Genomic DNA, 14,483 nt, shown 5'->3' on the forward strand with positions numbered 1-14,483 from the left:
GCTAAAGTCTTCTTTAGAAGACTAGATAGTTACTAGACAAGTATGTACAGCTTCCCGATTTCTCGGCTCAGCATTCTAAATGTCCAATTCCTCATTCATTATCTGAATCTGAAAATAAAGATTCTAAATCTCGACGCGCACTTACAACACGCAAAATTTCCACCCCGTCATCCAGTACTCGATAAAAGATGATATAACCATCAAGCGGAATACCACGCAGGTACGATCTAATAAATTTGTAACTGCGTCCTATACTGGGAAACTGCGCTAAATTACGACATTTTTTATTGAAGTCTTCAATAAATCTATCACCTGCCTCTATGTTACGACTAAGAAAATAATCAGTAATCTCTTCCAAATCTTGTATTGCATCTGGAGAGATAATAAATCTACTCATGCCTGTTTTTCTCGTGCTTTACGTAATTTTTCTCTTAATCTTTCGACAACTACTTCCCCATCGATTCCTTCTCCCCGTTCAAGTTGCGCCACTGCACTATCAACTTTTTCCCTCGTTTCTTCTATCCATTTTTGATATTCTGTGTGATTGTCTTTTAGCAGTCGAAATGCTTGTGCAATTACCTCATCAATCGTTTCGTATTCGCCACTTTTGAGTAATTCTTGAATAAATTGTTCCTGATCTGAGTTAAGTGAGATATTCATTATGTAACCTCTCGTTATGTATGTGTCACAGAACGCACTTTCTGAGAGTAAAATGAAGCAGACTCTTCACCTGTAGCACATTCAGTGGCAAATTTAATCAAATGATGCCCTACCAATCCAACATGAATGAGATTTTCAATATCACCTGTTTTCAGTGCTGGTAATGCTATTTTCCAGAAAGTTTTCCGGTAGTTACCAAAAACACCTACTCTCAGCATAATGTTGCTTAAAAGAGTTAAACCTTTCTGAATATTAGCCCAAGAAACGCGAGCCGGACTGTTAGGAACTTCGATACGTTGAGAATAAGTATGTTCTATATTGTAGGCAAAGCGCTGATACAAAAATTCTGGTTCATAAGCAGTGGTAATACAGCGACGCCACATCTGTACCACCTGTTCATAAGGCATTAAAAACTCGACATTAGACTCGCGTTCGCGAAGCGTCTTTGAAGGAGAATCGCCATCATAAATCAATCTTCCTTCTTGTTCTAATCTGCGCCATAATGGAGTTCTTGGTAATGCATGAAGCAGGTTAATTGTCAACATCGGAATTTGAGACAGACGAATAAATTCTAGAATTCTGTCGGCTGTGTCTAGTGTATCTGTATCTAATCCCATGATGATACCTGAGACTACTTCCATACCATAGCTATTTAAAACCTTCACAGCTTCTAGAATCGGCATACTCAAGTTGTGAGTTTTAGACAGGGCTTGAAGTGCATCTGTTTCTGGTGTTTCTATACCGCAAAAAACTGTGCAAAAATAAGCTTCACGCATCATTTCTAAAAGCTTGGGAGTTTGTGCTAAATTCAAAGTAGCTTCACAAGCAAATTGTACGGGGTAGCCATTGCGCTTTTGCCAGTCAATGAGGTAAGGAAGTAACTTCATCGCTGCACGGCGATCGCCAACAAAGTTATCATCAACAAAATATACTGCCCCCGGATTCCCAGATACCAGCATAGCATCCAATTCAGCTAAAACTTGCTCTGGCGTCTTCAACCGAGGATTGCGTCCATAAAGTTCAGGAATATCACAAAACTCACAGCGGTAAGGACAACCACTGGAAAACTGCACATTAGCAATAAAATACTGATTGATATTAAGCAAGTTATATGCAGGAATTGGAAATTCATCTAAAGGCAACCGTTCCTTAGTTTCAAAGCGAATTTGCGCTTGGGGACGTTCAGTATGTTGATCCAAATACTCAATCATACTGTCAGTTGCATCACCCAATTCACCCAGATGCAAAATATCAAACTCAGGATAATATTCTGGACAACCAGACACAGAAGGACCACCTACAACTGTGATTTTACCTTCTCGATGGGCAAGTTCATTAATTTGATTAATTTGTGGTCGCTGGATATGCATTCCACTGGCAATCACCACATCTGCCCACTGGTAATCAGCCCTTAAAGCAGATTTCACATTCTCATCAATAAACCGTACTTCCCACTCTTGCGGTAAGTAGGACGCCACCACTAAAATACCTTGGGGTGGCATAAAAGCTTGCACATTACCCATCAGCGGGTAGGCGTGGTGAAAAGTTCCAAATGAGCGGCTGTACTTGGGAAAGATACAAAGGATGTGTCGATGATGGCGCGGTATGTAGCGAGTTCTCCTACTAGTTTCAGGAGCAAGAGGCTTTTCTAAAAGATTAACATGGACATTCATCGCAGTCTCCCCACAACCTGTGCCGCTAATTTGACAATGCATGACGCAGTAGTAATTAACACCAACTTACTGCCTTTTGTCAACCTCCTGCTGTAATCATTACTTATTGGCTCTTTTATGAAATTTTATTGCCATGTTTTACCCAATTAGTTAGATCAACTAGATCATCGTCATCATCATCTAAAGGTGAACCAAATGCTTCAAGTTCGTCTTGTTCTTCATCACTTACATAAGGAATGAGAATCTGACACAGGCGAAGTCTTTCTTCTTGCAATTCCCGCATACTTTCTTTGATTAGTGCTTTCAAATCTTTAATTTCCATTGAGAGCTTCCCAATAGTGATTAAATTTGACTTTATACTAGCTTACCGCCTTTAGTTAATCTTAGTCGCTGTCCCCGCCACTCTATGGAGTTGCCAAAAAAGCCGTAGCACCAGATGAAAAAGCTGATGCAGTCTCGCACAGGGATACTCCAGAAAAACTTTTGCGCTGATGAATCTTGAATATTTTGAACACCAACAATCCAGCCCATTGTCAAGCGTGTTGTAAAAGTAATTAATAACACAACTAAACTTGGTATTGACCCACCTGTAGTAATCAGTAAGAATAAACTAGCAACAGTACCATAGGTAAAAATTAGTCCGAGATAACCCCAAGGACGAGAAACTCGCACACAACGCGCCCAACGGATTTGATGTTTGATAGCATCAGCTAAGGTGCTTGGTGCTAATACGTGTTCGACTACGTAATCGGAGAGTACAACTTTGTAGCCTGCTTGAGTTGGGAGGTAGCCGAGTTGGTAGTCGTCGGCAAGATAATCAGCGATCGCACTAAATCCCCCAATCGCTTCCAGTACTTCTTTACGAATTACAATAGTTGAACCAAAGACAAACTTGATGCCAACGAGTTTATGACTAACTAAAACACCTGCATGGAAGTCAGTCGATGTTCCCACAGCTTCTAAAGCTGCTACCCATCCCTGAGCTAAGGAACGATACAAACAGGTGACAACACCAACACTCTTATCTTGTAGTGGTTGAACTACTCGGTGTAAATAGTCGCTTTTAACTCGAATATCACTATCGGCAATTACTAAAATTTCATGTTTAGCTTTGACGACAGCATTAGCTAAATTGCTGACTTTCAGGTTACTACCGATGATGCGATCGTTGATGACTAATTGAATATCGAGTTCAGGAAAATCTTGGATAATTTGCTTAACTATCGGTATACCAGAGTCTTGAGCATCACGCACGCTAAAGACAATTTGGTAAACAGGGTACTGCTGTCTACAGAAGGAAGCTAAGTTTTCATAGGCATCAGCATCTAGCCCACAAATTGGCTTGAGGATGGTAACGGGTGGGTGGAAATTTGCATCGACGGGATAGGGATGACGGAAGAAAGCGCGTGCCGCATAAATTGCGTAGCAGTAAAACAAGATTGCTGCTACGCAAAGGATGAGCAGTAGCAAATCAAGAATACTTGGGTTAAGCGTGCTGAAATAATCAGTTGCTGTAATTACCATTGTTTGGGGAAGTTGGTAAGATTTAAGATCCCCGACTTCTTCAAGAAGTCGGGGATCTGGGACTTTGAGATGATATTATAAAAGACTCAAATAAGTAAGTTTTTCCGTCACTCCGGAAGAAGCGCATACTAAATAAGTCTGTAATTAACCGCTATGAGTCTGATTTACTTTCTTCTGCGTTCTTCCTGGGGGATGGTAGCACTAGCAATCGTCACTGGATTCTTAAGTGGCGGTAGTAGCGCTAGCCTAATTGCCCTCATCAGCAGTGCATCAAGTCGCAGTTCTAGTTCGTCTATAACATATATAGTATGGGGTTTTGTCGGGCTAGCAGCAGTTGCTCTAGTTACTAGCGTAATTTCTCAAGTAATGCTGATTCGCCTTTCTCAAGCAGCAATCTTGAAATTACGAATGCGCTTGAGTCGTCAGATACTCTCTTCAGAATTAAGTTATCTCGAACAGCTAGGGAATCCTCGACTATTAGCAACCCTTACTGAGGATGTTCAAGCAGTTGCTCATGCTGTTTTTTTGATTCCTTTTTTGTGCATTGACATTGCCATTGTTGTCGGTTGTTTACTGTATATAACTTGGCTATCTTGGGTAGTGTTGTTGATGATTATTGGTGTTTTAGTAGTAGCGATCGCCATTAGTCAGGTGATATCAAAAAGAGCAGAGCGATTTATATCTTTGGCTCGTGACGAGCAAGATTTAATGTTTAAACACTTTCGTACTATCACCGAAGGAATCAAAGAACTCAAGCTACACTACCATAGGCGACAAGTATTTCTAGAAAAACAACTCCACTCCAGTGCCGTGTCTTTCCGTCGTCACAACGTTCACGGTTTAACCCTTTTCGCCACAACTTCTAGTTGGGGTAAACTTCTGTTTTTTTTTGCAATTGGTTTTGTCTTGTTCGCACTTCCACATCTACTGACAATTAACGCTCAAACACTCTCTGGCTACATCTTGACATTCACTTACTTGATGTTGCCAATGGAGAATATTATGAACGATATTCCCCATATGAGTAGAGCCAGCGTTGCTTTGCAAAAAATTGAGTCGCTAGGTTTATCTTTAGCAAGTCGCACCGAAGTAGTGACTGTTCCACCAGCAATTAAGTCCGAATGGCAAAGCTTAGATTTAAAAGGAGTAACTCACATCTACCACCAAGATCAAGAAGACAGTAACTTTATCCTTGGTTCTATTGACTTAACATTTTCTCCCCAAGAAATAGTATTCATTGTTGGCGGTAATGGGAGTGGTAAATCCACTTTGGCTAAACTAATAGTTGGACTGTACATTCCTGCAGCAGGGGAAATTCGTTTAGATCAAGAGTTAATTACCGAACAGAATCGAGAGTGGTATCGCCAGCATTTTTCTACCGTATTTTCTGACTTCTATTTATTTGACGAACTGTTGGGATTAGAACGTAATGATATAGACAATCAAGCACAAAAATACCTCAAGCAACTTCAACTAGATCGTAAAGTGAAAATTGAGAATGGTAAGTTTTCCACTATTGCTCTTTCTCAAGGACAGCGGAAAAGACTAGCTTTACTTACAGCATACTTAGAAGATAGACCAATTTATTTATTTGATGAATGGGCGGCAGATCAAGATCCAGTATTTAAGGATATATTTTACACTGAGTTGCTACCAAAATTAAGAGATAAAGGGAAAACAGTGCTGGTAATTAGCCACGACGATCACTATTTTCATGTAGCAGACAGAATCGTCAAACTTGACTATGGTAAAGTGGAGTACGACCAGAAGTCAGGAGTCAGAAGTCAGGAGTCAGAATAAACTCTCCTGTCTCCTGTATCCTAAAAAAAAGAGTGGGAGCAAGCATACCAGTCGCTTTTAATGCTCCCACCCTACATTTACCGCTGAAGAGAATCAGGAATATACACAGACGTTGCCCGTTATTCAGGGGGCTAATGTGTAGGAAACGACAACGCCTGTGCGGCTTTAATATTCCTGTGCGGCAAATGCAAACCCGATGATTGATTTGTGCACGCAAATAGTTCGCATATCATGAGTAGATATACTTTTCTATTTTTTCGCAAAATAATTTGTAGAAAAGTGTATCACTTATGATATAATCTTATTGTGATACACCCCGATAAAAAACACCCTTGAAGTCGTTTACCTTCTATAAAGTAACTTAGTTATTTAAAGCTTGGTTGCCAGATTGGCACGTTTCTACAATTTGCCAAAAAACAGTAGGGGCGAACGGTTGTTCGCCCCTACAATTTATATATCAAACAGATTAGGTGGGCATTGGCTACCCTATGATTACTTGCGCAAAATCGTAGACAAAGGTGTCTGTTTACGAATATCCAGCATATTTGCCAGTGAATCTTCATCTAAACTCAGATTTTGTTCTGGTGGCAAAACGGTGACTATAGGTTTTGCTTTATTAGATGATGGCGCAGCAACAGGCTTATGCGGTAATGGTGGGACAAAAACTGGTAAATCTTTGGAAGGGCTTGGCTCTGTTTGAGATTGGTAACGTACCAAGGGGACATGATAAGCTTTGCGTACACTCCGATGCTTATTTGCATTTACCAGTCGTAATATGATTAAACAGCCACTAGCACAACTAAGTGCGATCGCACCTACCATCCATAAAGGTATGGGGTTAGTAGTTTCCACAGGTGCAGGTGCAATAGTTGGTTGTTCAAGCTGTGCTACTGCCTCTAATTCTTTTTCAATCTGCGTCTTTTCTACTCGCCCTACATAGCCTAAACTGTACACAGCCAAGGCTGCGCTACCAAAAAAAATCCCTAACAAACCAATCACCAATAGACTTGGACGATTAGCTAGTAAATGTATCAGAAGATTGCCGCCACCTTTGTTCAATTTACTTTTTTCCGGCTCCACAGCAGGCTTGGTTTCAGATTGCTGCTGTACACTCTGATTATTTTCCATGATTATTGTCAGATTTTTGCCCCTCTTGATCCTTGATTTTACTGGAGGAGTTAATATCATGTATCCGTATTATAATTACGGATTTAAGTAGTTTTTTTATCAATTTATTTCTGCTTAAATCCGTTAAATTAGGGTAAAAAGTATTTTTTGCTACTTTTAAACTCTGAGTTTTGTAAATTAAGTTGTTTGAGATTCTTTAAAACCAGAATGTCTTGAAATGGCATTTTCGATTAACTCATCCACCAAATCTGGAAAGGAAATACCAGTATTTACCCAAAGTTGAGGATACATACTTGTGGCAGTGAAACCAGGTAAGGTATTAATTTCATTAATTAAAACTTCACCTGTAGCTTCCACATAGAAAAAGTCTACCCTTGCTAAACCAGCAGCATCAACAGCGGCAAAGGCTTGTAACGCCATTGCTTGAATTTGACTGCTAACTGCGTCTGATACTGGGGCAGGAATCAGCCAATCTGCTTTTCCCGGTGTATATTTAGTTTCATAATCATAGAAATCACTATTAAACGTAATTTCACCGACAACAGAAGCTTTGGGCGCATCGTTTCCTAAGACAGCACACTCTAATTCTCGTGCTTTGACTCCAGCTTCCACAATTATACGGCGATCATAGCTAGCAGCATTATCTAATGCCGTTTCTAATTCACTGCGCGATCGCACTTTGGCAATCCCCACCGATGAACCTAAGTTAGCAGGTTTCACAAAACAAGGATAACCAAGCGTCGCTTCAATTTCGTCACATAGTTTAGGAAACACACAGGGATTCGACCAAATTTGCGCGCGGTTGAGCGCCATATACTTGACTTGTGGTATTCCTGCTTGGGCAAAAGCCATTTTCATGGCAATTTTATCCATCCCCAATGCCGAACCTAATACTCCAGAACCGACAAAGGGGACTTGCATCAAGGTGAGTAAACCTTGAATTGTACCATCTTCACCATTTGGTCCGTGAAGAATGGGAAACCAAACATCTACTTCAGTAACTTGAACAGGATATTGCCATTTGTGCGAAGTTTGACTTTGAGGGGATGTTGAGTGCTGAAATTCTACTAAAGTGCCATCTAAAACATTTTGCGGTATTTCTCCAGCTTGCCAACGTCCATCTTTGTGAATGTAGAAGGGTATGACTTCATATTTATGGGCATTTTGCTCTGCACTCAAAGCTTGGGCAACTGCTCGTGCTGAACTGATTGAAACTTCATGCTCACCCGAACAACCCCCAAACAACAACCCCACTCTTAGTTTGGTCATCTGAAGTACCTCTATCACTTGTCAAATTTTGATAGCGTACCACATTTATTTGGTTGTGTTGCTTAATCAGAATTTTTTACAAATTCTGCTGATTGTTTAGGAGTGCCACAAAACCAAGAAGAAGGATTATCAAACATACCATACCCAATTGGGTAGGGACTTCCATAAGTTAAGTTACACACTTGTTCAATACTGATGTTAATTATGTTGTCACCTGCTTGACATCTCCACCCAAACACATCGTTACTTACCAAAACAGCATTATTTGCCCCAATATTACGACAGTACCAGCCAATATCTAAACTATTTCCCCAATAATTCTCGCTAACCTCTTGAGCTTTTGCTTTTTGTGTTATTCCAATCATGGGTAGTAGAGTAGCCGCTAGTAGAATGGGAAAAATCTTCAAACTCTTCATTTTTATTAAATTTTGTGTACGAACAACTGAAAAGTTGGACTAGCTATGCAAGTTTGATACTGATTAACTTACGCATACTTAGTCTGATTTGTGATTGAATTGTTAAGCAGAAACACACAGTTACATTTTCTTTTCTGAGATTAAACTAAACAATCAAGCGAATATATAAAGAGATTATTAATTTTTAGTAAATTTTTGATTAGCAATAGTAAACAGTGCCAATACTGCTTGAGCAGATGATATTCTTTACCAAACCTGGGGAATACTGAATGTAAGTAATACAATCAAGTACTGAAAATGTTCACCAGATCAACTCTATCTACTCTGGCTGCAAGTCTTGCCATGATCCCTATTGTTGTTAGTTGTGCAAGTAAATCGCCGTTGAGCGCACAGCAACAGATTTACACTGGCAAGTGGGTTGCTAATGATGGCTCCTTTGTACATAATAATGCTACTGAGGGTACTTGGACTGGTTCACCTGTTAAGCTAAAGGCACGGACTTCGGTAATTTTTACCTCAACAATCTTGCCTTTGAATTCTTGGATGTTGCCAGTAAAGAAGGTGAGACGATTACCTCTTGTACGCCCCATTACTTGAGTTTTGTCTTTAGGATTTTGATCTTCTACCAAAACGGATTCTATGCGTCCCATATAACGCTGCGATCGCTCGGCTGCTTTAATAGCCACTAGATGGTTTAATCTTTGTAGGCGATCGCTCTTCACCAATTCGCTCAATTGTTCATCCCAAACTGCTGCTGGTGTTCCTGGGCGTGGGGAATAGGCTGCTGTATTTAACAAATCAAAGCCAATATCTTCTACCAGTTTCAGGGTATTTTCAAACTGTGCTTCTGTCTCCCCTGGGAAACCGACTATTGCATCTGCACTAATTGAAGCATCTGGCATGTACCGCCGAATATTGTCGATGATGCGACGATATTTCTCGTGAGTGTAACCCCGCGCCATGCGTTTGAGTACTTCATTATCTCCTGATTGAAAGGGAATGTGGAAGTGTTCGCACACTTTAGGTAACTCAGCACAAGCTTTAATTAGCCGTTCTGTAAAATAACGCGGATGGGAAGTAGCAAAGCGAATGCGCTCAACTCCCGGTACATCATGTACATAATACAGTAAATCTGTCAAGGTATTTTGATGACGACCGAATGGCGTGACTCCGGGTAAATCCCGTCCATATGCATCAATATTTTGCCCAAGTAGAGTAACTTCTGTATAACCTTGGCGTCCCAGTTCTACCATTTCTGCGCGAATAGCCTCTGGGGTACGAGATTGCTCTACCCCCCGCACATTCGGAACTACACAATATGTACAGCGTTCGTTACAACCGTAAATTACATTCACCCAAGCAGTAACACCACTATCCCGGCGCGGTTTGGTAATATCTTCAATAATATGAATTGGCTCGGTTGCTACAACTTGGTTCCCATCCAAAACTTGTTGTAATAAATCTTTGAGACGATTGGCGTGTTGTGGTCCCATTACCAAGTCTAACTCTGGCACTCGCCGCAACAGTGCTTCACCTTCTTGCTGAGCAACACAACCTGCTACTATCAGGGTTAAATCGGGTTGCTCATGCTTGCGCTTTGCCTGTCTACCTAGATATGAATATACCTTTTGCTCAGCATTATCTCGGATACTACAAGTGTTGTAAAGTATTACCTCTGCTTGGTTTGGGTCTTCTGACCACTCAAAGCCCATGTCTTCTAAGATGCCAGCCATGCGCTCAGAGTCGGCTTTGTTCATCTGGCAACCGAAGGTAGTAATGTGGTAGCGGCGTGCAGTGGTCATGGTGTGGCAAGAGACAGATAGATAATCACTGTTATAAATTATAAATTTTTATTCGGTGCTTTGTGTTGATTTGACGTTTGGTATCTCACAAAGGGCGAAAATTGAATTATCTTAGTTTTAGTTAAGGTTTACCAATCTGGATGCTATTTGCTTCAAAGGCTTGGCGAACCCGTAGACGGAACTCTCTTCCAACGCTCCATTGTTCCATTGGTACCGTCTTAATCCAGACGCGCACCAGCATTCCCGTGTGGGATAGGTCATCAATGCCCAGCACTTCAGGTAGTTCGGGTAAGCGATGGTGCCATTCTGGTTCGCTATACATCTGCTGCGATACCTGCCTCAAAACATCGAGCACCTGCTTAGGGTCGTTTTCATAGGCGATCACAACAGAAAAATCAACCCGTGACCAGAGGCGGGTTAAATTGGAGACATGGGTGATCGTGCTGTTGGGAATCGTAATCAGTTGACCTTCACCATTTCGCAGTTGAGTCACCCGCAAGTTGAGATTTTCCACCAATCCGCCTTTATCGCCAATCTGAATCACATCTCCCACAGCAAATTGATCTTCCATCAAAATCAAGCAGCCATTAATGAGATCTTTCACTAGGTTTTGGGTGCCGAAGGAAATTGTAAAACCAATGACAGCCCCGCCCGCCAAAATTGAACTGGTGGGAACATTGAATAAACCCAGTGTCCAAATCATGCCAACGACTACCAACACAACGCTGACAAATCCCTTCAAGGCTTCAGCAACAGTGGTGCTTCTCAGGGCAATGCGCTGGGCTTCTCCAAACGAGAGGAATGGATTGACTTTCGAGGAATGCATCACGCGATCAATCAAACTTTTGCTGATGCGGATCGTTAAACTAATCCCAAACCAGAGTACCAGTAGTGCTAATGGCGTTGCCCATACGTTAACACTCCAGCGCATCAAGAGGGGGACTAGGGAGGTGATTCGAGCAATGCCGATATACCACATCAGAATGAAAATCCAGAACAGTGCCCATTTGAGAAACTTGTCAACGTCTAATTGGCGCTTCAGACTAAATTGGTGTTGCAGGGTTGCCAAAAAACGCGATCGCAGATCCGCAATCTCTCTCGCTTCCGTTTCTTCGTTTTCGGGGATCTGTGATGAGGCGACTTTTTCTGATTTCTGCACTTTTTCCGCTTCTGCAGGCGCAGCCGATTGTTGCTGATAACGGGTTTCCAGTATTTGTTGCCGATGAGTCAAAACTCGTCGCAAAAACCAGATCACCGCACTCGCAATTAGCAAACCCAGCAAGATTTGCAATACCTGCCTTACCCGCTGTAAGATTACCTTTGGTGCAGTCAACTGCTTGAACCTAACCATCTCATCTTGAAGAATTTTTCGCCATTCTTCAGCCAACTTATCCAAGGCTTTGCCATTAAAGTCAGCATCCGGTTCTGTCACCGTCACTAATCGGATGGGGCGGGTGGATTGATCGTTACTAATTTGAATAATCGGGCGGTTATTCAGAGTGGAGATCGTTACCGTTGGTGTTTGTTTGGCACTGATCGTTCGATTAAACACTCGCCATAACCGCTCATTCACCTCTTGTGCCCGAACTTCGATCGGGAGCTTACCTTCTGGGACTTTGTCCCGATTAAAAATAGTGGCAGAGGTGACCTCAAACAAGTTTTTATTATCCAGGGGCGATCGAATCGGAGCCGTTTCATACTCCCCATAGCGACTCACCCCTTCTGGTAAATTGAACGAAGGATTGACAGAATTCGTTGGCAATGAGGGCAGTTGGCTTTGGGCAGGCGGAGTCCAGCCCAAAGCCAAGCTGAAGGTGAACACGCTGATTAAGGCAAAGTGAATGATAGTCCCAGAAGGACGATGAAATAACAGTCTACGCATAAGTAGCTCGCTCAAGTTAAGGATGCCGATCTAAAATCGGTTCCTGCTACTGCCCCAATCGCCTGAGTCGCAGGTGCCGCGAAAACGTTCGATACCATCAATGGCAATCTGACCGCTACGTCGATCGATAGTGACACGCGGTTTATTTAGCCCGTTCATTCGGTATCTTCCCGTAATCCGCTCAGGCGTGACCTTGAGGTCGTCGAGAGTCCACCATCCATTGCTACCGCCCGAATTAATCGGCGCGATCAGCTTTCCGGTCAGATGGATTCTCCCCTGCATGTCGCGAATCTCGACTTGAACCTGGGAATCGAAGTCTTCCTTTGACGATTCTATGCGATTACGCAGTACGTATCGGTGGCGGCGTTCGTTCCATTCATACCCATTGCGGCTTTCGATGCTCGGTTTGCGACCTTCCCCATAGCAGATCAACGTCAGACCTTCTTGGCGCGACGAACTGCCGTTAAATGTGCCTTGTTCCCGCAGATAGCTATCGATCGCTGTCTGTGCTTTACCGATTTCTCTTGAACTACAGGATTGACCATTTTGAAGGAGTTCTCCTTGAGGGTTAAAAAGTACAGTGCAGCCACTTCCTGGGGTCATACCAGTCACACTTAAATTACCATTGTTTAAACGATCAATCACAGCTTGAGCGCTAACAGAACTCGTCACTGTAAGGGTTAACAAACCTAGTGTGATAGGAGCTAAGGTTCTTAAGGTTTTCATGGGTTGCATTGAATTGAAGCAGATTGATTTGGACATTTTAGAGTATTTGCTGCTAGAAAACATTTAGACTGGCAAGAATTGATCGTCACATGATTTACACAAAAGCTGGGCGGAAGCTCTGATGCAGTGAGGGGATTGTTTCAGCGCTCGCCGCCCCCTTGAGCTAGTAAAAGAAGACCGTCAACTGTCCAGCAAAGGCGAGGAAAAGGGTGTAGGCTTTGTTGAATTTTGCTAATATGGGCGATTTAAATAACTGGTTAGAAACTCATTCGACTTGAGTTGATTTATATGAATTAGTTTATCCAAACTGATCTAAAGAACAGTTACGTTGCAAAGCTTTCATGAGTAGGGGTTGATATTCTTCATCACTGATTCGGTAAGCACCAAATCTTTCTAAGTGGGGATTCATCATTTGGGCATCGAAGAGGACAAATTGACGTTCTCGCAGTTTTTCTACCAACTTTACCATCGCTACTTTTGAGCCGTCGGGGATACGGTAAAACATCGATTCCCCAATAAATGCGCCGCCAATGACTATGCCTAAAATTCCTCCAGCTAGTTCATCTCCCTGCCAGGTTTCAAAACTGTATGCCCAACCATGTTGGTAAAGCTCCCAATAAAGCTGTTCTAATTGAGGTGAAATCCAAGTAGTTTCTCGATTGGCACACCCAGCTACTACAGCTTTAAAGTCACGGTTAATTGCTGTGGTGAAACGTTCTTGATTGAGAACACGTTGTAAGGATTTAGGGTAGCGAAAGCGGTTGTCTAGGGGAATGAGGGTACGATCGCGACTACTATACCATCCCAAGGTTTCATCCTCATCAGCCATGAGAAAATATCCTTGGGCATAGCCGTTAATAATAGCTGTAATGTCATAATTCATATAAATATATGGCTGAACCAATTCCACCTATCACCTTACCACCGTCTCAAAACCCCAATCTTGAGGGAAAATGGTTGCAACAGCGTTTGCATGAGTTGCTAGATCGAGAATTTCTTCCTGAAGTTGCTAATGCTTATATTGCCGAACGTGCGGCACAGATTTTTATGCGTCAACGGATGGAAGGAGAAAACGACTTGGGTTCTCTGGTAATTGCCATTGTTACTGAGATGCAATCGTTTGATTTTTCCAAAAGTTTTTATGGAGAGTTTGCGATCGCCAACGCTGTCAGCGATCTACTTTTAGATAGTCTGGGAGTTGATAGATGTTGTGGACAATAACTACCAGCTAGACTTAACCACTCCTGGTAAAAGTCCTTCGTGCGCCCATTCCCGGAGGACATTTCGAGATAGCCCAAAATCGCGGTAAACTCCTCTAGAACGTCCTGTTAACCAGCAACGGTTACGGTGACGGGTAGGGGCGCTGTTCCGGGGTAGCTGTTGAATTTGACGGTGAATCTCGAGTTTGTCAAGAGGAGATTCTGCTTGTCTGAATTCTTCGAGCAATGCGAATCGCTTATCGGCGTACTTTTCTATCAGTTTGGCGCGTTTTTTCTCGCGCTCAATCATGCTTTTTTTTGCCATAAAATCTGTGTTTTATTTAGGGACAGCGTTTTCTATTATATACAATGGCAGAATTTCTGGGGTGTTGATGTTTTGGCTG

The 14,483-nt window shown here is 42.2% G+C and carries 15 protein-coding genes; 2 read left to right on the forward strand and 13 right to left on the reverse strand.

Annotation, left to right across the window (positions count from 1 at the left end; translation table 11 throughout):
* Positions 1-91: 91 nt before the first annotated feature.
* From ICL16_RS01070 to hpnI, 5 genes are all read right to left on the reverse strand, one after another.
* Complete coding sequence (locus tag ICL16_RS01070; protein ID WP_190825042.1) at positions 92-397, reverse strand: type II toxin-antitoxin system RelE/ParE family toxin; 306 nt, start codon at positions 395-397, stop codon at positions 92-94.
* Positions 394-660, reverse strand: coding sequence for a ribbon-helix-helix domain-containing protein (locus ICL16_RS01075; RefSeq protein ID WP_190825043.1), 267 nt, complete (start codon positions 658-660; stop codon positions 394-396). Before ICL16_RS01075 ends, ICL16_RS01070 begins: the two co-directional genes overlap by 4 nt.
* A 14-nt stretch (positions 661-674) precedes the next feature.
* Positions 675-2,375: a B12-binding domain-containing radical SAM protein gene (locus ICL16_RS01080; RefSeq protein ID WP_420485242.1), complete on the reverse strand. Its 1,701-nt coding sequence runs from the start codon at positions 2,373-2,375 to the stop codon at positions 675-677.
* Positions 2,376-2,448: 73 nt separating this feature from the next.
* Positions 2,449-2,655 carry a hypothetical protein gene (locus ICL16_RS01085; RefSeq protein WP_190825044.1) on the reverse strand — a complete coding sequence of 69 codons (207 nt, stop codon included), beginning with the start codon at positions 2,653-2,655 and terminating at the stop codon, positions 2,449-2,451.
* 32 nt (positions 2,656-2,687) lie between these two features.
* The gene (gene hpnI / locus ICL16_RS01090) at positions 2,688-3,857 is read right to left on the reverse strand and encodes a bacteriohopanetetrol glucosamine biosynthesis glycosyltransferase HpnI (protein ID WP_190825045.1); all 1,170 of its coding nucleotides are present in this window, start codon (positions 3,855-3,857) and stop codon (positions 2,688-2,690) included.
* A 153-nt stretch (positions 3,858-4,010) separates the two neighbouring features.
* On the opposite strand from hpnI, the gene ICL16_RS01095 reads away from it, so the two are divergent.
* The gene (locus ICL16_RS01095; protein ID WP_190825046.1) at positions 4,011-5,657 is read left to right on the forward strand and encodes a cyclic peptide export ABC transporter; all 1,647 of its coding nucleotides are present in this window, start codon (positions 4,011-4,013) and stop codon (positions 5,655-5,657) included.
* A gap of 492 nt (positions 5,658-6,149) precedes the next feature.
* On the opposite strand, the gene ICL16_RS01100 is transcribed toward ICL16_RS01095, so the two are convergent.
* The 7 genes from ICL16_RS01100 to aat form a co-directional block, all read right to left on the reverse strand.
* The gene (locus ICL16_RS01100; RefSeq protein WP_190825047.1) at positions 6,150-6,785 is read right to left on the reverse strand and encodes a hypothetical protein; all 636 of its coding nucleotides are present in this window, start codon (positions 6,783-6,785) and stop codon (positions 6,150-6,152) included.
* Positions 6,786-6,962: 177 nt separating this feature from the next.
* Entirely contained in the window at positions 6,963-8,054 is a 1,092-nt protein-coding gene (locus tag ICL16_RS01105; protein ID WP_190825048.1) for a D-alanine--D-alanine ligase family protein, read from the reverse strand.
* 62 nt (positions 8,055-8,116) lie between these two features.
* Positions 8,117-8,470 carry a hypothetical protein gene (locus ICL16_RS01110; protein ID WP_190825049.1) on the reverse strand — a complete coding sequence of 118 codons (354 nt, stop codon included), beginning with the start codon at positions 8,468-8,470 and terminating at the stop codon, positions 8,117-8,119.
* A 401-nt stretch (positions 8,471-8,871) separates the two neighbouring features.
* Positions 8,872-10,272 (reverse strand): tRNA (N6-isopentenyl adenosine(37)-C2)-methylthiotransferase MiaB, encoded by a 1,401-nt coding sequence (gene miaB, locus ICL16_RS01115; protein WP_190825050.1) that lies wholly within the window; start codon positions 10,270-10,272, stop codon positions 8,872-8,874.
* A 121-nt stretch (positions 10,273-10,393) separates the two neighbouring features.
* Positions 10,394-12,154, reverse strand: a complete 1,761-nt coding sequence (locus ICL16_RS01120) for a mechanosensitive ion channel family protein (protein ID WP_190825051.1) — start codon at positions 12,152-12,154, stop codon at positions 10,394-10,396.
* A gap of 30 nt (positions 12,155-12,184) precedes the next feature.
* Entirely contained in the window at positions 12,185-12,889 is a 705-nt protein-coding gene (locus tag ICL16_RS01125) for a hypothetical protein (RefSeq protein ID WP_190825052.1), read from the reverse strand.
* 289 nt (positions 12,890-13,178) lie between these two features.
* Positions 13,179-13,763 (reverse strand): leucyl/phenylalanyl-tRNA--protein transferase, encoded by a 585-nt coding sequence (aat, locus tag ICL16_RS01130; RefSeq protein ID WP_190825053.1) that lies wholly within the window; start codon positions 13,761-13,763, stop codon positions 13,179-13,181.
* A gap of 8 nt (positions 13,764-13,771) precedes the next feature.
* On the opposite strand from aat, the gene ICL16_RS01135 reads away from it, so the two are divergent.
* On the forward strand, positions 13,772-14,101 hold the full coding sequence (locus ICL16_RS01135) for a hypothetical protein (RefSeq protein ID WP_190825054.1): 330 nt from the start codon (positions 13,772-13,774) through the stop codon (positions 14,099-14,101).
* Here ICL16_RS01135 and rpsN read toward each other — a convergent pair whose 3' ends face one another.
* Complete coding sequence (gene rpsN / locus ICL16_RS01140; RefSeq protein ID WP_190825055.1) at positions 14,102-14,404, reverse strand: 30S ribosomal protein S14; 303 nt, start codon at positions 14,402-14,404, stop codon at positions 14,102-14,104. It abuts the gene before it with no gap.
* Positions 14,405-14,483 lie beyond the last annotated feature (79 nt).

It is taken from the genome of Iningainema tapete BLCC-T55, assembly GCF_014698965.1.
Lineage (GTDB): Bacteria > Cyanobacteriota > Cyanobacteriia > Cyanobacteriales > Nostocaceae > Iningainema > Iningainema tapete.